This is a genomic window from Pukyongiella litopenaei, assembly GCF_003008555.2.
In the GTDB taxonomy this organism is placed as follows: domain Bacteria; phylum Pseudomonadota; class Alphaproteobacteria; order Rhodobacterales; family Rhodobacteraceae; genus Pukyongiella; species Pukyongiella litopenaei.
Genome location: NZ_CP027665.1, coordinates 1063100 through 1082955, shown reverse-complemented (window position 1 = coordinate 1082955; position 19856 = coordinate 1063100). Strand labels below are relative to the sequence as shown.

General features: G+C 67.0%; 21 protein-coding genes. 12 read left to right on the top strand and 9 right to left on the bottom strand.

Going from position 1 to position 19856, the window contains the following annotated elements:
• On the bottom strand, nt 1-1335 hold the full coding sequence (locus C6Y53_RS05405) for a COG4223 family protein (RefSeq protein ID WP_106471505.1): 1335 nt from the start codon (nt 1333-1335) through the stop codon (nt 1-3).
• Between the two features lie 52 nt (nt 1336-1387).
• Nucleotides 1388-2125: a uroporphyrinogen-III synthase gene (locus tag C6Y53_RS05400; protein WP_106471504.1), complete on the bottom strand. Its 738-nt coding sequence runs from the start codon at nt 2123-2125 to the stop codon at nt 1388-1390.
• Between the two features lie 74 nt (nt 2126-2199).
• Here C6Y53_RS05400 and tsaD point away from each other — a divergent pair, with 74 nt between their 5' ends.
• The 4 genes from tsaD to C6Y53_RS05380 are packed head-to-tail and all read left to right on the top strand — an operon-like array spanning nt 2200 to nt 4946.
• Nucleotides 2200-3297, top strand: coding sequence for a tRNA (adenosine(37)-N6)-threonylcarbamoyltransferase complex transferase subunit TsaD (gene tsaD, locus C6Y53_RS05395; protein WP_106471503.1), 1098 nt, complete (start codon nt 2200-2202; stop codon nt 3295-3297).
• The gene (locus C6Y53_RS05390; protein ID WP_106471502.1) at nt 3294-4253 is read left to right on the top strand and encodes an NAD(P)H-dependent glycerol-3-phosphate dehydrogenase; all 960 of its coding nucleotides are present in this window, start codon (nt 3294-3296) and stop codon (nt 4251-4253) included. Before tsaD ends, C6Y53_RS05390 begins: the two co-directional genes overlap by 4 nt.
• 1 nt (nt 4254) lies before the next feature.
• Entirely contained in the window at nt 4255-4524 is a 270-nt protein-coding gene (locus C6Y53_RS05385; protein ID WP_106471501.1) for a YciI family protein, read from the top strand.
• Nucleotides 4524-4946 (top strand): EVE domain-containing protein, encoded by a 423-nt coding sequence (locus C6Y53_RS05380; protein ID WP_106471500.1) that lies wholly within the window; start codon nt 4524-4526, stop codon nt 4944-4946. The genes C6Y53_RS05385 and C6Y53_RS05380 overlap by 1 nt, the downstream gene beginning before the upstream one ends.
• A 277-nt stretch (nt 4947-5223) precedes the next feature.
• On the opposite strand, the gene C6Y53_RS05375 is transcribed toward C6Y53_RS05380, so the two are convergent.
• From C6Y53_RS05375 to C6Y53_RS05365, 3 genes are all read right to left on the bottom strand, one after another.
• Nucleotides 5224-5565, bottom strand: a complete 342-nt coding sequence (locus tag C6Y53_RS05375; protein WP_106471499.1) for a DUF2853 family protein — start codon at nt 5563-5565, stop codon at nt 5224-5226.
• Nucleotides 5566-5897: 332 nt separating this feature from the next.
• Entirely contained in the window at nt 5898-7292 is a 1395-nt protein-coding gene (gene ahcY, locus C6Y53_RS05370) for an adenosylhomocysteinase (RefSeq protein WP_106471498.1), read from the bottom strand.
• A gap of 143 nt (nt 7293-7435) precedes the next feature.
• Nucleotides 7436-7744, bottom strand: coding sequence for a hypothetical protein (locus C6Y53_RS05365; protein ID WP_106471497.1), 309 nt, complete (start codon nt 7742-7744; stop codon nt 7436-7438).
• Between the two features lie 215 nt (nt 7745-7959).
• Between C6Y53_RS05365 and C6Y53_RS05360 the strand changes: the two genes are divergently transcribed.
• Nucleotides 7960-8559: an HD domain-containing protein gene (locus C6Y53_RS05360; protein WP_106471496.1), complete on the top strand. Its 600-nt coding sequence runs from the start codon at nt 7960-7962 to the stop codon at nt 8557-8559.
• Between the two features lie 52 nt (nt 8560-8611).
• Here C6Y53_RS05360 and C6Y53_RS05355 read toward each other — a convergent pair whose 3' ends face one another.
• From C6Y53_RS05355 to C6Y53_RS05345, 3 genes are all read right to left on the bottom strand, one after another.
• Nucleotides 8612-9061 (bottom strand): YtoQ family protein, encoded by a 450-nt coding sequence (locus C6Y53_RS05355; RefSeq protein WP_106471495.1) that lies wholly within the window; start codon nt 9059-9061, stop codon nt 8612-8614.
• A gap of 206 nt (nt 9062-9267) precedes the next feature.
• Nucleotides 9268-10374: a site-specific DNA-methyltransferase gene (locus C6Y53_RS05350; RefSeq protein ID WP_106471494.1), complete on the bottom strand. Its 1107-nt coding sequence runs from the start codon at nt 10372-10374 to the stop codon at nt 9268-9270.
• Between the two features lie 90 nt (nt 10375-10464).
• Nucleotides 10465-11097 carry a ribonuclease HII gene (locus tag C6Y53_RS05345; protein WP_106471493.1) on the bottom strand — a complete coding sequence of 211 codons (633 nt, stop codon included), beginning with the start codon at nt 11095-11097 and terminating at the stop codon, nt 10465-10467.
• Between the two features lie 127 nt (nt 11098-11224).
• Here C6Y53_RS05345 and truB point away from each other — a divergent pair, with 127 nt between their 5' ends.
• The 7 genes from truB to C6Y53_RS05310 all read left to right on the top strand — a co-directional run bounded on the left by truB (nt 11225) and on the right by C6Y53_RS05310 (nt 18596).
• Nucleotides 11225-12133 (top strand): tRNA pseudouridine(55) synthase TruB, encoded by a 909-nt coding sequence (truB, locus tag C6Y53_RS05340; RefSeq protein WP_106471492.1) that lies wholly within the window; start codon nt 11225-11227, stop codon nt 12131-12133.
• Nucleotides 12130-12636, top strand: a complete 507-nt coding sequence (locus C6Y53_RS05335; RefSeq protein ID WP_106471491.1) for a DUF1643 domain-containing protein — start codon at nt 12130-12132, stop codon at nt 12634-12636. Before truB ends, C6Y53_RS05335 begins: the two co-directional genes overlap by 4 nt.
• A gap of 82 nt (nt 12637-12718) precedes the next feature.
• Nucleotides 12719-13810: a calcium-binding protein gene (locus C6Y53_RS05330; protein ID WP_106471490.1), complete on the top strand. Its 1092-nt coding sequence runs from the start codon at nt 12719-12721 to the stop codon at nt 13808-13810.
• A 243-nt stretch (nt 13811-14053) separates the two neighbouring features.
• Complete coding sequence (rpsO, locus tag C6Y53_RS05325; RefSeq protein WP_106471489.1) at nt 14054-14323, top strand: 30S ribosomal protein S15; 270 nt, start codon at nt 14054-14056, stop codon at nt 14321-14323.
• Nucleotides 14324-14542: 219 nt separating this feature from the next.
• Nucleotides 14543-15082, top strand: coding sequence for an AAA family ATPase (locus C6Y53_RS05320; protein ID WP_106471488.1), 540 nt, complete (start codon nt 14543-14545; stop codon nt 15080-15082).
• A gap of 277 nt (nt 15083-15359) precedes the next feature.
• Complete coding sequence (gene pnp / locus C6Y53_RS05315; protein WP_106471487.1) at nt 15360-17498, top strand: polyribonucleotide nucleotidyltransferase; 2139 nt, start codon at nt 15360-15362, stop codon at nt 17496-17498.
• A 138-nt stretch (nt 17499-17636) separates the two neighbouring features.
• A complete protein-coding gene (locus C6Y53_RS05310) occupies nt 17637-18596 on the top strand; it encodes an aminotransferase class IV (protein ID WP_106471486.1) in 960 nt (319 codons plus the stop codon).
• On the opposite strand, the gene C6Y53_RS05305 is transcribed toward C6Y53_RS05310, so the two are convergent.
• The gene (locus tag C6Y53_RS05305; RefSeq protein WP_106471485.1) at nt 18574-19797 is read right to left on the bottom strand and encodes an FAD-dependent monooxygenase; all 1224 of its coding nucleotides are present in this window, start codon (nt 19795-19797) and stop codon (nt 18574-18576) included. The two genes, C6Y53_RS05310 and C6Y53_RS05305, sit on opposite strands and share 23 nt — an antisense overlap.
• Nucleotides 19798-19856: the final 59 nt, after the last annotated feature.

Genomic DNA, 19856 nt, shown 5'->3' with positions numbered 1-19856 from the left:
TCAGTTGGAGTTCAGCTGCGCCGCGAGCCGGTCGGCGGCGGCCAGGGCGTCGTTGCGGGTGCGGGCCTTGGCCGCCCAATCGTCCAGCGCGGCCCGTGCATCATCGGCAAGCCCGTCGATCTCGGCCAGCGCGGTGTCGAGATTGCCCCCCTCCAGCGCCGCCTCGGCGCGGGACAGGACGGCGTCCGGATGCGTGCCTTCGCGCGGGGTGACGGATCGGGCGCCCAAGTGTTTCTGCAGGAACGCGCCGATCCCCTGTTCGGCCCCGTCGGCGCGGACCCGCGCCAGTGCTGACCGGGCCGCGTCGGGAAACTCGGCCTGCAGGTTCAGCAGCGATGGCACGCCGGTTTCGGCGGCATTGGCTAATTCGGCGGGCAGGGTGACACCCGCGGCGGTCAGCTCTGCCGCTTCGCCGGCAAAGGGTTGCCCGGCCGCCAGGGCGGTTTGCAGCCTGGCCAGCGCGGCGCGGCTGGCGGCGGTCTGCGCCGCCCGGTCCGCGGCCTGTTCCGAACTGCGGGCGTCCGCGCGGATCTTCTGCGCCTCGGCCACCAGCCCTTCGACCTCGGCACGCTGCTGTGCCACCGTATCCTGAAGCGATGCAAGTTCGCGTTCATAGGCGGCAATTGCGGTCTCGGACACGCCTTCGGTGATCGGGCGTTTTTCAAGCTCGCTCAGCCGGAGTTCCAATGGCGCGATCGTTCCGGAGACCTCCGCGATCTGGTCGCTGACCGCGCCCAGCCGGTCCTGCAGCGGTTTCAGCTGTTCCGGCAATCCGGCAACCTGTGCCTCGAGCCCCGCGATGTCCGGGATCTCGATGGCCTCCACCGCGCTGCGCAGGTCGGCCAGCGCCGCATCCCGCGCGCCGCCCGCGGCCTGCAGGTCAGAGATCGCCTCTGAATGATCCGCCCGTTTCAGCGATGCGGGCAGCAGCGGGTCGAGCATGTCGGAGCGCCCGGCGACAAAACCCAGCGCGGCGGCAACGACACCGCCCAGCAGTGCGGCGCCAAACCCGCCGCGTTTCTCGACGACACGTTCCACCACCTTTTCCGGTGGTGGTGCTGCGGGTATCTCCGGCGCGGGCGCCGGGTCTATGGCCGCATCGTTGGTTTCGCTGTCGGTATCGCTATCGGTATCGGCGTCGCGGTCCGGGTCGGTGTCGCCTGCCGCGTCGCCTTGGTCCGGTGCCGGTTCGGGATCGTCGTCATCCGTCACGCCGGCGCTGTCCTCGTCGGTCGCGACGCTCCAGTCCTCGTCCAGCTTGAGCGGCTGATCCTGTTCGGGATCTGGATCTGTGCGGGTATCGGTTTCCGGATCGGTCTTGTCTTTCTTCGCCAACCTGCTCACCCCTTCGATTCTCCGGCACGGCTCCAAATCGCGCTTTGGAACTCTACTGCGCCCCCGGTTCGGCCTCAACCCGAGCCAGCCGATTCACGCAAGTTTCGACCAGCACGGCGGTCGATGCCGCATCCGGTTGCGCCGCGATCAGCAATTCGCGGAATTCCAGTGCCCGCAAAGGCTCGGCCACCGCCTCGGACAGCGCCAGCAGGTGCAGCGGCGCCGTCGCGGGCAGGGTGGCAAAGTGCCGCGCCGTTCGCGGCGAAAACAGCGGCGCGATGACCGGAACGGCGCCGGTCAGCACGCCAAGCGCCTCGGGTGTCGGGGCCAGAAGCTGCTGATCATAGACCGCCTGCGCCCGCGTGGGCAGGCCCGCCGCGGTCAGATCTCCGGCGATATCGCCGCTGGCATGAACGCCGCGCAGGTGCAGCAGGGGGGCGGCCGGGCGCGAACGGGTCAGCGCGGCCACCAGTTCCCTGGCGTCGAGCCCGACGCAGGTCGCGTCCCATCCCGCGTCGCGCGCCGCCTGCGCGGTGACCTCGCCCACGCAATAGGCGGGCAGGTCGCGGTTGCCGGTCAGCGCCGCCGATGCCGCGACCCCGTTGGCCGAGGTGAACAGCAGCCCCGCCACGCCCGCCAGCGACAGCGTGACCGGCAGCGGGTCGATGCCGATCAGCGGCGATGCAACGATGTCTGTCCGGTCGCGCACGGGTTCGGGCAGGTCGGCCACGAACCGGTCCGATGCGGCCGGCGGGCGGGTCATCAACAGGATGGGGCGGGGGTGGGTCATGACGGCTCGCGGGATTGTTTGCCAAGGGTTCCGGTGATACCCCCCGCCCGAGCGCGATGCAACGTGTGGGACCGATGACCGACGCGATTACCATTCTGGGGCTGGAAAGCAGCTGCGACGATACCGCCGCCGCGGTGGTGCGCCAGCAGGACGGCGACCTGCCCGCGATCCTGTCGTCGGTCGTGTTCGGCCAGACCGGGCTGCATGACGCCTATGGCGGCGTGGTGCCCGAGATCGCCGCCCGTGCCCATGCGGAAAAGCTGGATCACTGCGTGCGGCAGGCGCTGGCCGAGGCGGCGCTGGAGCTCGACGCGCTCGACGCAATAGCCGTTACCGCCGGGCCGGGGCTGATCGGCGGGGTTCTGGCGGGGGTGATGTGTGCCAAGGGGCTGGCCGCCGCGACCGGGTTGCCGCTGGTGGGGGTCAACCATCTGGCCGGGCATGCGCTGACCCCGCGCCTGACCGACGGTCTGGCCTATCCGTATCTGATGCTGCTGGTGTCCGGCGGGCATTGCCAGTTCCTGATCGCGCGCGGGGCCGGGGATTTCACCCGCCTGGGCGGCACCATCGACGACGCGCCGGGCGAAGCCTTCGACAAGACCGCGCGCCTGCTGGGGCTGCCGCAGCCGGGCGGGCCGTCGGTCGAGACCGAGGCGCGCGGGGGCGATCCGGCGCGGTTCGCCTTTCCGCGCCCGCTGATCGACCGCGACGACTGCAACCTGTCATTTTCCGGCCTGAAAACCGCGCTGCTGCGCGCCCGCGATGCGATCATCGCCGAAAAAGGCGGATTGACCCGTGCCGACCGTGCCGATCTGTGCGCCGGGTTCCAGGCGGCGGTTGCCGAGGTGCTGGCGGCCAAGACCGCGCGCGCGCTGGCGCTCTATCTCGACGAAGCCCCCGCCGAACCCGCGCTGGCGGTGGCGGGCGGGGTGGCGGCAAACGGCACCATCCGCGCGGCGCTGGAAACGCTCTGCGCCGATCTCGGCGTGCGCTTTGTCGCGCCGCCGCTGGCGCTGTGCACCGACAACGCGGCGATGATCGCCTATGCGGGGCTGGAGCGGTTCCGGGCCGGGGCGCGGGACGGCATGGATCTGGCCGCGCGGCCGCGCTGGCCGCTGGATACGGCCAGCCCCGCGATGCTGGGCAGCGGCCGCAAGGGGGCCAAGGCATGACGCCGGTCGGTGTGCTGGGCGCCGGGGCGTTCGGGACCGCGCTGGCGATTTCCATGGCCCGGCAGGGGCCGGTGACGCTCTGGGCGCGGGATGCCGGCCATGCCCGCGACATGGCCCGGACCCGTGAGAACCCCGCGCGCCTGCCCGGTGCGCGGTTGCCCGATGCGCTGACGCCGGCGGCCGATATTGCCGCGCTTGCCGGGTGCGGCCCGATCCTGCTGGCGGTTCCGATGCAACGCCTGCGGCAGGTGCTGGCCGATCATCGCGACAGGCTTGCCGGCCATCCGCTGGTCGCCTGCTGCAAGGGGATCGAGCTTCAGACCGGGCTGGGGCCGCTGGCGGTGATCGCCCAGGTGCTGCCCGGCGCCACGGCGGCGTTGCTCACCGGGCCGAGCTTTGCCGCCGATATCGCCCGTGGCCTGCCCACCGCGCTGACGCTGGCCTGCGCCGATGCCGATGCGGGGCGGGCGCTGCAGGCCCGGCTCAGCACCGCGAACCTGCGGCTCTACCGCTCCACCGACACGCTGGGCGCGGAACTGGGCGGTGCGCTGAAAAACGTGATTGCGATTGCCTGCGGGGCGGTGATCGGCGCCGGGCTGGGCGACAGCGCCCGCGCGGCGCTGATGACGCGCGGCTATGCCGAGATGCAGCGGCTGGCGCTGGCGCGCGGCGCGCGGCCCGAAACGCTGGCGGGGCTGTCGGGGTTCGGCGATCTCGCGCTGACCTGCACGTCCGAGCTGTCGCGCAACTACCGGCTGGGGCTGGCGCTGGGCCGGGGCGAGGGCTTTGATCCCGCGATCACGGTCGAAGGCGCCGCCACCGCCCGCGCGGTGGCCGGGGCCGATCACGGCGTCGATCTGCCGATCACCGATTGCGTGGTGGGGTTGCTTGACGGCACATTGTCCATGTCCGGGGCCACCGAAACCTTGCTGGCCCGCCCACTGAAGGAGGAATGACATGCTGGTTGCCCTGATCGCACGGGACAAGCCCGACTCGCTGGGCCTGCGGCTCGCAAACCGTGCCGCCCATCTGGATTACATCGCCAAGACCGGCGTGGCGACGCTGGCCGGCCCGCTGATCGAGGACGGCAACCCGGTCGGGTCGCTGATCTTGCTGAATGTCGCCGACATGCCGGCGGCGCAGGTCTGGGCCGACAAAGACCCCTATGCCAAGGCCGGTCTGTTCGAAAGCGTCCAGCTGACCGAATGGAAGAAGGTGGTCGGCTGATGGCGTTCTGGCTGTTCAAATCGGAACCCTCGACCTGGAGCTGGGATCAACAGGTCGCCAGGGGCGAGGCCGGCGAGGAATGGGATGGCGTGCGCAACTACCAGGCGCGGAACTTCATGCGCGAGATGAAGCTGGGCGATCGCGGGTTCTTCTATCACAGCCAGAAGGACAAGGCGGTCGTGGGGATCGTCGAGGTCTGTGCCGAGAGCCACCCCGACAGCACCACCGATGACGACCGCTGGGACTGCGTGGACATCAAGGCGGTGCGCCCCTTCGAACATCCCGTGACGCTGGACCGGATCAAGCAGGAACCGGCCCTGGCCGACATGGTGCTGGTCCGAAACTCGCGCCTGTCCGTGCAGCCGGTCACCGGGGACGAATGGCACCAGGTCTGCGCGCTGGGCAAGACCGATCCCGGCTGAACGCGTTCCGACCGGGGGCAGGTCGGTGTGGAAACCGGTGGCGAAACGTGAAAAAGGGAAGGCCCGAAACCGGAACCTTCCCTTTCACCCCGCGTGTTCCCGATCCACCACACGCGTATGAAAATCTCTGGTCCCGGCCATCCTGGCCGTTGGAACAGTGCTAGCCCGGAACCACCCCGCCGCGCAACGCCAAAGCCCTGAAGATACGCCTAAAATGCAACACGCCCGGAGCGTTCCGGGCGTGTCCGTCTGCAATCTTCAGCAGGTCAGCAGCAGGTCAGCCGTAAACGGCTTCCTTGCCGAAATGCTTGACCAGCAGGTAATAGAAAACCGCGCGATACTTGTTGCGTTCGGATTTGCCGTAGGTGTCGATCGCCTTGCCGATGCCATCCATCAGGTCGGGCCCGTCGGCAAGACCCAGTTTCTTGATCAGAAAGTTGTTCTTTACCGTTTCCAGTTCGCTTTCCTGGCTCGCCGCGACGGTCGAGGCGTCGGCGTCATAGATCGCCGGCCCGCAGCCGATCGTCACCTTGGTCAGCAGGTCCATATCCGGCGTGACGCCGCACTTGTTTTTCAGATCATCCGCGTATTGCGCAATCAGATCGTCACGCTTGCCCATATCGTTCTCCCTGTTTTCAACATAACTGGCGGGTTTACCTCGCGCAGACTAGCCGCAAGCCTGCCGGGCTCAAAGGGAATAATTCCCCGCTATTCCCGCTGGACTTCGGCGGCCGGTGCCGGGGTGGATCCCGGTGCCAGGCGCGATGATCCGGGTGGGGGGAATTCCGTTGCCGTGCGCTTTGGGGGATTGCGCCGGGCGCAACCCCAGCGCGCCCGCAGGGCGCGCTGCCGGGCCCAAGCGCCGGGACGGCATCTTTGATGCCGCCCGCGCGCGCGGGAGCCTTGCGGCGGATCAGGATTGCCCGAACCGCCAAGGCTCCGCGCGTCCGGTCAGTAGCGGTAATGCTCGGGCTTGAACGGCCCTTCGGGCTTGACGCCGATATACGCGGCCTGGTCGGGGCTCAGCTCGGTCAGTTTCACGCCGATCTTGTCCAGGTGCAGCCGCGCCACCTTTTCGTCCAGGTGCTTGGGCAGGACATAGACCTCGTTGCCGTAATTCTCGCCACGGGTCCACAACTCGATCTGCGCCAGCGTCTGGTTGGTGAAGCTGGCCGACATCACGAAGGACGGGTGCCCGGTGGCATTGCCGAGGTTCAGCAACCGGCCTTCGGACAGCAGGATGATCCGGCTGCCCGAGGGCATCTCGATCATGTCCACCTGGTCCTTGATGTTGGTCCATTTGTGGTTCTTCAGCGCCGCGACCTGGATCTCGTTGTCGAAATGGCCGATATTGCCGACGATGGCCATGTCCTTCATCTCGCGCATATGCTCGATGCGGATCACGTCCTTGTTGCCGGTGGTGGTGATGAAGATGTCGGCGCTACTCACCGCGTCTTCCAGCGTGGTCACCTCGAACCCGTCCATGGCGGCCTGAAGCGCGCAGATCGGGTCGACCTCGGTCACCTTCACCCGGGCGCCGGCGCCGCGCAGCGATGCGGCCGATCCCTTGCCCACGTCGCCATAGCCGCAGACCAGCGCGGTCTTGCCCGCCATCATGGTGTCGGTGGCGCGGCGGATGCCGTCGACCAGCGATTCCTTGCAGCCGTATTTGTTGTCGAATTTCGACTTGGTGACGCTGTCATTGACGTTGATCGCGGGGAAGGGCAGGTGGCCCTTTTCCATCATCTGATAGAGGCGATGCACGCCGGTCGTGGTTTCCTCGGTCACGCCCTTGATCATGTGGCGCTGTTTCACGAACCAGCCCGGGCTGGCGGCCATCCGCTTGCGGATCTGGTCGAACAGCGCGACCTCCTCCTCGCTCGTCGGCGTGGCGATCAGGTCCTCCTCGCCCTCTTCGACGCGGGCGCCGAGCAGGATATAGAGCGTGGCATCGCCGCCATCGTCGAGGATCATGTTCGCGCCGCCGTCCTCGAAATGAAAGATGCGGTCGCAATAGTCCCAGTATTCCCCGAGCGTCTCGCCCTTGACTGCGAAGACGGGCGTGCCGGTCGCGGCGATGGCGGCGGCGGCGTGATCCTGGGTCGAAAAGATGTTGCACGACGCCCAGCGGATATCGGCCCCCAGCGCCGCCAGTGTCTCGATCAGCACCGCGGTCTGGATCGTCATGTGCAGCGATCCGGCAATCCGCGCGCCCTTCAGCGGCTTGGATTCCCCGTATTCGGCGCGCAGGGCCATCAGGCCCGGCATTTCGGTTTCGGCAATATCAAGTTCCTTGCGGCCGTATTCGGCCAGTGAAATATCTTTGACGATGTAGGACTCGGTCACGGTGAAACTCCAGAATTATCCGCAACGCGTCTAACATCCATTCCGCGGACGGACAATGTGGATCGGCCCGGTAACATGAACGGGCGCCAGTTGTGGTTTCACCGTTCCGGCCGCACCGTGGCGGGCGCGGGACGGTTGACGGGTCAGCTGGCGATCTCGTCATCCGGCGTGGCGGCGACATTGTGCCAGAATTGCCCCGTCGCCAGCACGCAGGCGAGACCGTCGGTGCGCGTCACGAAAACCGTGAAGCTGCCCGATTTCGACGACGACCAGACCTCCAGCATGTGCTGGGGGTTCTGCAACCCGCCGCCGGTCAGGTGTTCGCCATGCCGGGTTTCCAGTTTCTCGACCAGGATCTCGCGCGGCATGCAGGTGAGCGTCTGCGCCCCGACAGGGGGGGCGAGGGCTGCCGCGCCAAAGACAAGTGCTGCCGCAAGAAGTCGTTTGAACATGGTGTTCTCCTTCGCGTTCGGGGATGCCCGCCCGCGAGGGTGAGGACACCCATCGTCATGGTAGTTCACCATATGTAGGGTGGCCAATGCAGGTATTCCACCATTGGCCACGATCGATTGATCGGGCGCCGGGTGGCCGTGAGCGGCCCGGATTTCGGTTTGCGTCCGCCTGCGCGCGGATATACCCAACGCCTCGTTCCTGAGGAGTGATGCCCATGCCCCCGCGACAGCCCCGTGCCTGGCAACGCATGTTATCCGGCCGCCGGCTCGACCTGCTGGACCCGACCCCGGTGGATGTCGAGATCGAGGACATCGCGCATGGCCTGGCCTTCGTGGCGCGCTGGAACGGGCAGACACGGGGCGATTTCGCCTATTCCGTGGCCGAGCATTCGCTGCTGGTGGAACAGATCTTTGGCCGTATCGCGCCCGCGGCCCCGGCGAAATGGCGGCTGGCCGCGCTGTTGCACGATGCCCCCGAATATGTGATCGGCGACATGATTTCCCCGGTGAAGGCCGCCGTGGGGCCGAGCTATGGCGAGTTGGACGCGCGGCTCGCGGTGGCGATCCGCATCCGCTTTGGCCTGCCCGCCGCGCTGCCGGTGCGGGTGAAACAGCAGATCAAGAAGGCCGACCGTATCAGCGCCTGGATGGAAGCTACGGAAATCGCCGGGTTCACCGAGGCCGAGGCAAACCGTTTCTTCGGCCGGCCGGACGCGGCGGTGATGGGCGACCTCACCATCCGCCTGCGCCCGCCGGTCGAGGTGCGGGCGGATTACACCGACCGCCTGAACGCGCTGCTGCGCGAACCCGGCTGACCGGTCATCTTGCCAGACCTGCGGCCGGAACGGTCCCGGTCGCCCCGTTCAGTCACCCCGGCAGCGCGCCGGTCAGGACATAGCGCAGGATCTCGACCACCTGTCGCGGTTCCTGCGCCACGGCCAGCGCCGCGGCGTCCACCTCTTTCAGCGCGTGGGCGTGGTCGGGCCCGTGCAGCACGATCAGCGATTTGCCCAGCGCCGCAGCATAGCCCGCGTCGAAGGCGGCGTTCCACTGGCGGTATTTCTCGCCGAACCGCACCACCACCACATCGGCATCGGCGATCGCCTTGCGGGTGCGGATGGCGTTCATGCTGGCGCCCTTGCGATCATGCCAGAACTTGTCGGGTTCCGCGCCCAGGATCGCCACGCCGCAATCGTCGCTGGCGTCGTGATCGGTCACCGGGGCGGTGAAGGCCACGTCCAGACCGTCGGCGCCCGCTATGATCTGGTCGCGCCAGTCGGTGTGGATCTCGCCCGAGAGATATACGTTCAAAGCCATCTTTGCCTCCGTTGTTCGTCGCGGCCCAGCCTAGCGCCCGCGCGGCCCGGACCCAAGGCCAAGATGCGCGCGGTCGGCATTCGTCGGCATTGACACTCGTCCACAAAAAAGCCCCGCCGGACCGGCGGGGCAGGTGTGGCGCCCGGAACGATAACGCGGGCGCCGGCGGTTTTCGTTGATGCCGTGTGTGTGAGTGGCTTGTGTCGTCAGTTGCGCATCTCGGCGCGGATCTGCTGGCGCAGCACGTCGATCGGCACTGTCTGTCCGTCGCGCTTGAAGCACCAGTAGGTCCAGCCGTTGCAGGACGGCGCGCCTTCGAGCTTGGCGCCGACCTGGTGGATCGACCCCTTGATGTCGTCGCCGATCAGGGTACCGTCGGCGCGCACCTTGGCCTTGTGGCGGCGGTTCATGCTGAACAGTTCCTCGCCCGGCCGCAGCATCCCGCGTTCGACCAGCTGGCCGAAGGGCACGCGCGGTTCGGCCCGCTTGCTGGCGGAAACCTCGAGCGCCTCGCGGTCGAAACGCCGGACCCGGCCGATGCGTTTCTCGGCGACCCTGCGATAGCTTTCCTCGCGCTCGATGCCGATGAAATCGCGGCCCAGCATCTTGGCGACCGCGCCGGTGGTGCCGGTGCCGAAGAACGGGTCCAGCACCACGTCGCCGGGATTGGTCGAGCCCACCAGAACCCGGTGCAGCAGCGATTCGGGTTTCTGGGTCGGGTGCGCCTTGTCGCCATTGTCGTCCTTCAGCCGTTCATGGCCGGTGCAGATCGGCAGCACCCAGTCGCTGCGCATCTGGATGCCTTCGTTCAGCGCCTTCAGCGCCTCGTAGTTGAACGTGTATTTCGCGCCTTCGTCGCGGCTGGCCCAGATCATCGTCTCATGGGCGTTGGTGAACCGCTTGCCGCGGAAATTCGGCATCGGGTTCGACTTGCGCCAGACCACGTCGTTGAGAATCCAGTAGCCCGCATCCTGTAGCGCCGCGCCGACGCGGAAGATGTTGTGATAGGACCCGATCACCCAGATCGCGCCATCGGGTTTCAGCAGGCGCCGTGCGGCGGCCAGCCAGTCGCGGGTGAACCGGTCATAGGCGTCAAAGCTCGCGAACTGGTCCCAGTGGTCGTCGACCGCGTCCACCTGCGAATTGTCGGGGCGGTGCAGTTGCCCCCTGAGTTGCAGGTTATAGGGCGGATCGGCAAAGATCAGGTCCACCGACGCCTCGGGCAACCGGTTCATCTCGTCGATGCAATCGCCGGCCAGAATCGTGTTCAGGGGAAGCGCGGCGGGCGCGCTCCGTGTCTTGGTCTTGGTCATTTTCTGCCTCTGTCCCGGGCGCTTGATGCGCTCTCACTGGTTGGTGACAGGATGATTCAAAGCCGATTCGCGGTCAAATTCTTTTTTGAATCAAGAGGTTGTTGAATTGTCTTGATACAAGATATTGTGGACTGGTCGAAACGAACGTCTATGGTGTGGGGTCACCCCCAAATCTCGGAGCGCCGATTTGTGGCTTTTCGACGGGTAACCCATATTGGTTTCCCAGCCATAGCCCGGATGCTGTTGCGCCAAATCCACCATCACCCGGTCGCGGGCGCATTTGGCCATCACCGACGCGGCCGCGATCGACAGGCTGCGGGCGTCGCCCTTGACCACCGCCGATGCGGGGATGCGCAGCCCGGCCGGGATCATGTTGCCGTCGATCAGCAGGAAATCGGGCGCCGGGTCCAGCGCGGCCACCGCGCGTTCCATCGCGAGATGACTGGCGCGCAGGATGTTCAGCCGGTCGATTTCCTGCACGCTGGCATGGGCGACGGCGCATTGCGCGGACCCGGCCAGCGCGGTTTCCAGCGCCGCCCGGCGTTTCGCGGTCAGTTTCTTCGAATCGTTCAGCCCGTCGGGGATCGCGCCGGTATCCAGCACCACCGCCGCCGCCGTCACCGGGCCGGCCAGCGGGCCGCGCCCGACCTCGTCGATCCCGGCGATCCGCAGGTATCCCTGCTGCAGCAGGTCGGTTTCCAGGCTGAAATCGGGTTTGCTCATGGTTCAGGCAAAGCCCCAAAACGCGCAGTTTGGCAAGGGGCGGCACGACCCGAGTTGACCCGCGACGCCCTTGTCCTATAACGCGGCCCCTGCATTCGCGAATTCAAACATCGAACGAGGCGCTGTCATGGCACGCAAGGGACGCGACATTTCCGGCTGGCTGGTGATCGACAAACCCGCCGGGACGACCTCGACCGCCGTGGTCAACAAGGTGCGCTGGGCGTTCAACGCCAAAAAGGCGGGCCATGCCGGGACGCTCGACCCCGAGGCGACCGGGGTGCTGGCCGTGGCGCTGGGCGAGGCGACCAAGACGGTGCCTTATGTGACCGATGCGCTCAAGGCGTATGCCTTTACCATGCGGCTGGGGCAGGCCACCAATACCGACGATGCCGAGGGCGAGGTGATCGCCGAGAGCGATGCGCGCCCGGACGACGACGCGATCAAGGCGGCGCTGGGCGGTTTCGTGGGCGAGATCATGCAGGTGCCGCCGCAATTCTCTGCCGTCAAGATCGACGGCGAACGCGCCTATAAGCGCGCGCGCGGCGGCGAAGCGGTCGAGATCGAGGCCCGCCCGCTCTGGGTCGAGGAACTGGTGATGACCGACCGGCCCGACGCCGATCATGTGACGCTGGAAATGACCTGCGGCAAGGGCGGCTACGTTCGCGCCATCGCCCGCGACCTGGGGCAGGCACTGGGATGCCACGGGCATGTGACCGGATTGCGCCGGATCTGGTCGGGGCCTTTCGATGCCGCAGACGGGCTGACGCTGGAACAGGTCGAGGACATGGCGCGCACGCCCGAACTCGACGCGTTTCTGCGGCCGCTCGAACAGGGGCTTGTCGATCTGCCCGAACTGAAATGCACGCCCGAGGGGGCGGTCCGGCTGCGCAATGGCAACCCCGGCATGGTGCTGGCCGCCGATGTCGAGTATGGCGACGAAGCCTGGGCCTCGTTCGATGGGCACGCGGTCGCGGTCGGCATCTACAAGGCCGGCGAGTTGCACCCGAGCCGGGTGTTCAACCGTCCCGCCCCGTGATCACCCGCAGCCATACCAAGGGCGACGCGCCGTCGGTCGCGGTCTATTCCGATTGCGAACGCTATCGCTATGCGCTGACCCGCACCTGGGATGCGGCGGGCACGCGGGCGATGTTCGTGATGCTCAACCCCTCGACCGCGACCGAGGTGCAGAACGACCCGACGGTCGAGCGGTGCGAACGCCGCGCCCGCGCGCTGGGCTTCGGGGCATTCCGGGTGACCAACATCTTTGCCTGGCGCGACACCGACCCGCGTGCGATGAAACAGGCGGCGGACCCGGTCGGGCCCGGCAATGACGCGGCCATCGCCGACGGCGCGCGTTGGGCCGACCGGATCATCGCCGCCTGGGGCAGCCATGGCGCGCATCTTGACCGGGGCCGCGCCGTCGAGGCGCTGCTGCGTGCCACCGGCCGGCCGCTGTTCCAGCTGGGCCTGACACGGGATGGCCACCCGCGCCATCCGCTCTATATCGCCTATGCGCGGCAACCCGAACCCTGGGACTGACGCGGATAAGGGTTTCTTAAGCTCTGTTCCCTATCGGTTCTGGTAGCGGGCCACGGCCCGGCTTCGGACGAGAGGTGGGGTCATGTTTCTTCTGGCAGGTCTGCTCAGCCTGGTCGCCGCGGGCGGCGTGGCGATGATGATGGACTTTCCCGATGCGGACGAGGACGCGGATACCGAAGGCGGAGGGGCTGCCGGGGGTGTCGGAGGTGCCGGGGGTGTAGGCGGGGAAGGGCAGGAAAGCCTGCCGGATCTACTCGACCAGGTCGACCTGTCCCCGCCGGATCCCATCGTGGCCACCGAGGGCCGCGATGAAGGCGCGCTTGCCGATGATGCGGATGAGGACCCGGTTCAGAACCTCATAATTCCCGGTGACAGCGCAGAAAACACCCTGACCGGCGGCGCCGGAGATGACCAGATCAACGGCTATGACGGCCCCGATGCGATCGACGGGCGCGGCGGTGACGATGACCTGCGCGGCGGCGGCGGGGCGGACCGGCTGATGGGTGGCGTGGGCGATGACCTGCTGCATGGCGATGGCGGTGACGACGATCTCGACGGCGGCGACGGCGATGACAGGCTGTTCGGTCACGATGGCGATGACGTTCTGCGCGGCGGCGATGGCGACGACAGTCTCGAGGCTGGCCGGGGCGACGACACGCTGACCGGCGGCGCCGGGACGGACGCGCTGCATGGCGGCGACGGCAACGATGTCCTGACCGGCGGCGCGGGCGAGGATACGCTGTTCGGCGGGTGGGGCGATGACAGGCTCGACGGGGTCGAAACGGGCGCGCAGGAGCTGGATTTCCTGAATGGCGGCGGCGGCGACGATACCATCCGTGCCGGTGCGGGCGACGTGGTGACCGGCGGCGACGGGGCCGATACGGTGATCGTCGAAGCGGGCGCCGATAGCGCGCCGGTCGAATTCACCGACTTCGAGGAAGAGGCCGACCAGCTGGTGATTGCCTGCGATCTCGCCAAGAACCCCGAGCCGCTGATCGAGATCCTGACGGACCCGGAGGCGCCCGGCTGGTCCTCGGTCCATGTCGATGGTCATGAGGTCGCCCGCGTCATGGGCGACACACCGATCACAACAGGCGAAATCGTGATCGTCGACATTGCCGACATGACCGACTTGGCGGCGGCGAAATCGGGCGCGGGACAGCGCCCGGCCTGATCGGGCGGGCCCGCACCCACCGGCGGGGGAAACGGCCCGGCCCGGCACCAGCCGCAGGCGCCGTGATCGGGGCATTCCCACGAACCCTTTGCCTTTCCGGTTCAGACCGCCTATACGCGCGCATCCGCATTCGAATCTCCGGGGCTGGCTTCCGGGCGGGACGGTGCGGGATATTCTCCATGGGCCTGTGCTGGACGACATCCCGGCCTGCGCCATTCACTCCAACCCGTAAAGGAGACCCCGATGTCGATTACTGCCGCGGAAAAGACCCGTGTGATGAAGGAATTCGCAACCAAGGACGGCGACACCGGTTCGCCCGAAGTGCAGGTTGCCATCCTGAGCTCGCGCATCGCAACGCTGACCGAGCATTTCAAGACCCATAAGAAGGACAACCACGGTCGCCGTGGGCTTCTGAAAATGGTGGCCCAGCGCCGCAAGCTGCTGGATTACCTCAAGGGCAAGGACGAGGCTCGCTATCAGGACCTGATCAAGCGCCTGGGTCTGCGCCGCTGACGCCTCCGCGTCCCGGAGCGAAAATGCAAGCAGCACGCCCGGCCATCCGGGCGTGTTTTTTTCTGCCCGCCGCCGTATCATCCGATCCGTTTCGGATACCCTTGCGGCCGTCGCCTTTGCCGGTATCATCGCGTTCGTGTCACCGCCCGGACCTGCGCCGCCGACCATGCGGTCGCGGCCCGCGTGACATCCCCCATGTGATACCGCAGAGGATGGTGCATGTGTGACCATTTATTCGTTGTGACCGGCGGCCCCGGAGCGGGAAAGACCAGCCTGACCGAAGCCCTGGCGCGCCGGGGCCTGGGGACGATGCCCGAGGCCGGCCGGGCGATCATCCGCGATCAGGTCAGGATCGGAGGAACGGCCCTGCCCTGGGCGGACCGGGCGGGTTTTGCCGAACATATGCTCGGCTGGGACCTCCGGTCCCACCACGCGGCGTCGGCGATGACCGGCCCGGTCCTGATGGATCGCGGCCTCCCCGACGTGATCGGCTATCTGACCCTCTGCGGCCTGCCCGTCCCCGCGCATGTCGAGAAGGCGGCGCATGTGTTTCGATACAGCCGAACCGTATTTTTCGCCCCCTACTGGGACGAGATCTATGGCCGGGATACCGAGCGCAGGCAGGACCGGCGGGAGGCCGAGGCCACCGGCCGGATCATGGCCGAAACCTATTGCCGGCCCGGCTATGACCTCGTGCAGCTGCCGCTGGCCGGTGTCGGGGCGCGCGCCGATTTCGTTCTGGACCATATCGGGCGCTGAACCCCCTTCGGCCTGCGGTGACGTGGCCATGCGGAAACGGCCCGGGGCAGGGCGCGGCGTGCGTGCCCTGCGGTGGATCGCTGCGCGGAAAGAAGGGGAACGCGGTGGTTCCCAACCCCTTTCAATTTCATGTCCGTTCCTGTATTCGCGCAGAATCTGAGACGTGACGCTGCGACCCCGGCGTTGTGCAAAGGACAGGGGTCGGCGGCAATGGGGCCGCCACGAAATCGGGAGACCCGGGAAGGGCCCGGGAGCGCTCCCAATCAGGATACGCTAGATGTTTGACATAACGACGAAGACCATGCAGTGGGGCGAGGAGACGCTCACGCTGGAAACCGGCAAGGTTGCCCGACAGGCGGACGGGTCCGTGATCGCCACGCTGGGCGAAACCCGTGTGATGGCCAACGTGACCTATGCCCGCGAGCAGAAGCCCGGGCAGGATTTCTTTCCGCTGACCGTCCACTACCAGGAAAAATACTATGCCGCCGGCAAGGTGCCGGGCGGTTTCTTCAAGCGCGAGGCGCGCCCGACCGAAAAGGAAACGCTGACCGCGCGCCTGATCGACCGACCGATCCGCCCGCTGTTCGTGCCGGGCTTCAAGAACGAAGTGCTGGTGATGTGCACCGTACTGAGCCACGACCTGGTCAATGACCCGGATATCGTGGCGATGATCGCCGCGTCCGCCGCGCTGACCATCTCGGGCGTGCCGTTCATGGGGCCGATCGCCGGCTGCCGCGTCGGGTTTGCCGATGGCGAATATGTGCTGAACCCGACCGTGGACGACATGCACGACCTGCGCCTGAACCCCGAACAGCGGCTGGACCTGGTCGTCGCCGGGACCAAGGACGCGGTGATGATGGTCGAATCCGAAGCCTATGAGCTGTCGGAAGCCGAGATGCTGGGCGCGGTGACCTTTGCCCACGAACAGATCCAGCCGGTGATCGACCTGATCATTTCGCTGGCCGAATCCGCCGCGAAAGAGCCGTTCGATTTCCAGGCGCCGGATTATTCCGACCTGTTCGCCGCGGTGCAGGCCGCCGGCGAAGAGCAGATGCGCGCCGCGTTCGCGATCACCGACAAACAGGACCGCACCGCCGCCGTCGCCGCCGCGCGCGAGACGATCAAGGCCGCGCTGACCGAAGAACAGCTGGGCGACGCCAATCTGGGCTCGGCGCTCAAGAAACTCGAAGCCGGCATCCTGCGCGGCGACGTGGTCAAGGGCGGCAAGCGGATCGACGGACGCTCGACCACCGATGTGCGCCCGATCAGCTGTGAAACCGGCCTGCTGCCGCGCACCCACGGTTCGGCGCTGTTCACCCGCGGCGAAACCCAGGGCCTGGTGGTGACGACGCTGGGCACCGGCGATGACGAACAGTTCATCGACGCGCTGCACGGCACCTTCAAGTCGAACTTCCTGCTGCATTACAACTTCCCGCCCTATTCGGTTGGCGAGGTTGGCCGCGTCGGACCTCCGGGCCGCCGCGAAATCGGCCACGGCAAGCTGGCCTGGCGCGCGCTGCAGGCGGTGCTGCCGGCCCCGACCGATTTCCCCTACACGGTCCGGCTGGTCTCCGAGATCACCGAATCGAACGGGTCGTCGTCGATGGCCTCGGTCTGTGGCGGGTCGCTGTCGATGATGGATGCGGGCGTGCCGCTGAAATCCGCGGTTGCCGGCGTGGCGATGGGTCTGATCCTCGAAGAGGACGGGTCCTACGCGGTGCTGACCGACATCCTGGGCGACGAGGACCACCTCGGCGATATGGACTTCAAGGTGGCGGGCACCGAAAACGGCATCACCTCGCTGCAGATGGACATCAAGGTCGCGGGCATCACGCCGGAAATCATGGAAAAGGCGCTGGCACAGGCGAAAGACGGCCGGATGCACATCCTGGGCGAGATGAACAAGGCGCTGTCCGGCGCCGGCGAATTCTCGGTTCACGCACCGCGTATCGAAACCATGAACATCCCCACCGACAAGATCCGCGAAGTGATCGGCTCGGGCGGCAAGGTGATCCGCGAGATCGTCGAGGTGTCCGGCGCCAAGGTCGACATCAACGATGACGGCGTCATCAAGATCGCATCGCCCAACGGCGAAGCCATCCAGAAGGCCTATGACATGATCCACGCGATCGTGGCCGAGCCCGAGGAAGGCGCGATCTATACCGGCAAGGTCGTCAAGATCGTCGATTTCGGCGCCTTCGTGAACTTCTTTGGCAAACGTGACGGCCTGGTGCATGTGTCCCAGATCGAAAACCGCCGACTGAACCATCCGTCCGACGTGCTGAAGGAAGGTCAGGAAGTGAAGGTCAAGCTGCTGGGCTTTGACGATCGCGGCAAGGTGCGCCTGTCGATGAAGGTCGTCGACCAGGAAACCGGCGAGGAAGTCGCCCGCGAGAAGAAGGAAAGCGCCGAGTAACCGGCCTTTCCCGCGACGATAACTGAGGCCGCGCCCGCCGGGTGCGGCCTTTTTCGTTGCCGGGCCGCGCGCCGTTGACAATCCGGGGGTGCAGCGGGCAATCCTGTCCTGTTTTTACCCCAGCGCGACGGACCGCCCATGACCACAGACCCCGAGACCGGCAGCCTCACCACCCATGATGCCGAGGACGATGCCCGCAACCGCGATATAAGGATCTATGTGAACGGCGAGATCGTGCATCGCGACGATGCGAAAGTGTCGGTTTATGACAGCGGGTTCATGCTCGGCGACGGTATGTGGGAGGGGCTGCGGCTTTATGACGGGCACTGGGCGTTTTTCGACGACCACATGGATCGCTTCTTCAACTCGTGCAAGGCGGTCAGCCTCGATGTCGGGATGGATAGGGCGGGTATTCTCGATGCGCTGACCCGCACCGCCGCCGCCAACGGCATGACGACGGATGTGCATTGCCGGTTGATGCTGACGCGGGGCGTCAAGGTCAAGCCGTTCCAGCACCCGTCCCTGTCGCGGTCGGGGCCGACGCTGGTGATCATCATGGAACATTCGAAACCCGCCGACGGGCTTGCCGCGCGCGGTATCCGGCTGGCGACCGTGCCGCAGGTGCGCGGCCTGCCGAACAGCCAGGACGCCAAGTTCAACAGCCATTCCAAGCTGAACTGCGTGATTGCCTGCCTGCAGGCCGAACAGGCGGGCGCAGACGAAGGTCTGATGCTGGACCCGCATGGCTTCGTGAACACCACCAATGCCTGCAATTTCTTCATCGTGCGGCGGGGCGAGGTGTGGACCAGCAGCGGCGACTACTGCATGAACGGGGTCACGCGGGCCAAGGTGATCGACCTGTGCCGCGACAATGGCATCCCGGTCTTCGAAAAGAACTACTCGCTCTACGAGGCCTATGGCGCGGACGAGGCGTTCCTGACCGGAACCTTCGGCGCCCAGACCCCGGTTGCCGAAATCGACGGCAAGCCGATCGGTTCCGGCGACCGGCCGGTGATGGCGCGCATCCGGGATCTCTACAAGGATCTGATCCGTCAGGACATTGCCGCGCAGGCGGTCAGAGCGGCCGGCCCCGCATGAGCCGGGGCAGATCGCCGGTCAGCCCCGCAGCCTCGCGGATGAACCCGCGCCGCAGGCCGGGCAGGGCGCCGACCAGCCCCATGCCCAGGTCCCGGCCCAGCCGTAGCAGCGGATTGTCGTTGGAAAACAGCCTGTTGAACGTATCGGTCGCCAGTGCCAGCGTGGCGGTGTCGAACCGGCGCCACTGCTGGTAGCGGTCCAGAACCGGGGCCGCGCCGATATCTTCTCCGCGCCGTGCCGCATCGGTCAGCACCTCGGCCAGGGCGGCCACGTCGCGCAGCCCGGCATTCAGCCCCTGTCCGGCGATCGGGTGCAGCCCGTGCGCCGCGTCGCCCACCAGCGCCAGCCGCTCGGTGACAAAGCTGTTGGCCACGGTCAGGCCCAGCGGATACGAAAACCGCGCGCCCGCCAGCGCGATGTCGCCGAGGAAATCGCCGAACCGCGGGCGCAGCACCTCGAGATAGGCGGCGTCGTCCAGCGCGGCGATGGTCCGGGCGGTGTCGTGGCGCTCGCTCCAGACGATGGAACAGCGGTTGTCCTTCAGCGGCAGGATCGCCAGCGGACCCGGCGGCATGAAAAACTGGTGTGCGATGCCGTCATGGGGTTTTTCATGGGCGATGGCGCAGACCAGCGCGGTCTGGCCATAATCCCATTCGGTGCGCCCGATCCCCGCACGGCGGGCGGTGCCGCTGGCGCGTCCGTCGCACCCGATCAGGACCTTTCCGGCCAGGGTTTCGCCACCCACGAGCGTCAGCACCGTGCGCCCGGGCCGGGTGTCCTGCGCCACGACACGCCCGGTGACCTGCGTGATGGCAGGCTGGTCCGCCATCGCGTCCAGGAAGGCGCGGCGCAGGTGCCGGTCCTCGACCATGAAACCCATCGGGCCTTCCTCGATCTCGGCATGGTCGAAATGCATCCAGAACGGCGATGGCCCGGACCCGGCATGGCCGTCGGTGACCTTGATTTCCAGCATCGGCTGGGCGTCATCCGCCACGCGCGGCCAGATCCCCGTCGCCGCCAGCAGCCGTTGCGATGACAGCGCCAGCGCATAGGCGCGACCGTCGAAATCGGCATCGCGCCGGGCGCTGGCGGCGAGGGCGTCGATCACGGTGACGGAATGTCCGGCGCGGGCCAGGGCCAGCGCAAGGGCCGGGCCGTTCAGCCCGCCTCCGACGATCAGGACATCACTGTTCAGTTCCATGGTGGCACTATGCGTGCCGGGACGGGATTGTCCATGCGCGGTCCTGTCGCTACCGTTCC